Source organism: Psychrobacter sp. Sarcosine-02u-2 (assembly GCF_002836335.1).
GTDB classification, from domain to species: Bacteria; Pseudomonadota; Gammaproteobacteria; order Pseudomonadales; family Moraxellaceae; genus Psychrobacter; species Psychrobacter faecalis.
The window spans coordinates 1-985 of sequence record NZ_PJBX01000048.1; the positions used below are offsets into that span (position 1 = coordinate 1).

The window sequence follows — 985 nt, forward strand, 5'->3', positions numbered from 1 at the left end:
TGGTGAATGCTGACCATGAGCTGTCTGATATGGCTTTAGCTAATTTTCTATTCTTAACCATGCCTTTGATGTTCAAGTCCTCAATAGCAATCACATCGTGGTTTTTGATGAGATTGAATGAGAGTTTATGCAAGAAATCTTTGCGGCTATTGGTTATTTGCTCATAGACCTTGGCAACTTTAATTCTTTGTTTTTGATAGTTGCGGCTCTCTGACAATTTGCGTTGATCCGCTTTGGCAGCGGCTCTGCGTTTGGCTAAGATCTTTTGCTCACGCGCAAGCTTGGCTTGCAGCTTCGATAGAAACTTAGGATTGGCCACTTTGCTGCCGTCTGATAAGACGATAAAGTCCGTCAATCCTAAATCAATGCCGATGTTAGAGTGGGTTTTTGGTAATTCATTAACGATAGTTTCAATCAGTAAGCTGACGTAATACTTACCTGATGGGGTACGGCTGATAGTGGCGCTCTTGATAAGCCCATTAACAGATTGATGTATTTTAACCTTAATGTGGCCTATTTTTGGCAATTTAACGGTGTTCTTGGTGACGGCTACCGATCCTTTTTGATTGTTGGTGGTGTAACTGTCTTTAATGCCTTTTTTCTTGAACTTAGGGAACCCTGCGCCTTGCTTGAAAAATTTACTATAGGCAGCTCTTAGATTTTGCTGAACATTGGCTAATGCCAAGCTATCGACTTCTTTTAGCCATTCAAATTCTTTTTTATACTGAGCAGGGGTGTTGTTTAGGGTGGTCTTCGTAGTTTTGTAGTGATCTATTTTATCGCCAAGCATTTTATTCCAAATAAAACGAGCGCAGCCGAATGACTTGGCAAAGAATATTTGCTGTTCATCAGTCGGATATAGCCTGATTTTATGGGCTTTTAGGATCTGCTTTGGCATGAGATATTTATTGTTAGTTGGTGTTATATTTATTATTAATTATACTACAGGTAGAGGTTGTTATCACCAACAACGCATTCATCTCAC

General features: G+C 39.7%; 1 protein-coding gene. It reads right to left on the minus strand.

Features of this window, described 5'->3' with window-relative positions:
- Window positions 1-898 (minus strand): RNA-guided endonuclease TnpB family protein (locus CXF58_RS01170; protein ID WP_102076318.1); only part of this gene is annotated, 898 nt, incomplete at its 3' end.
- Window positions 899-985 lie beyond the last annotated feature (87 nt).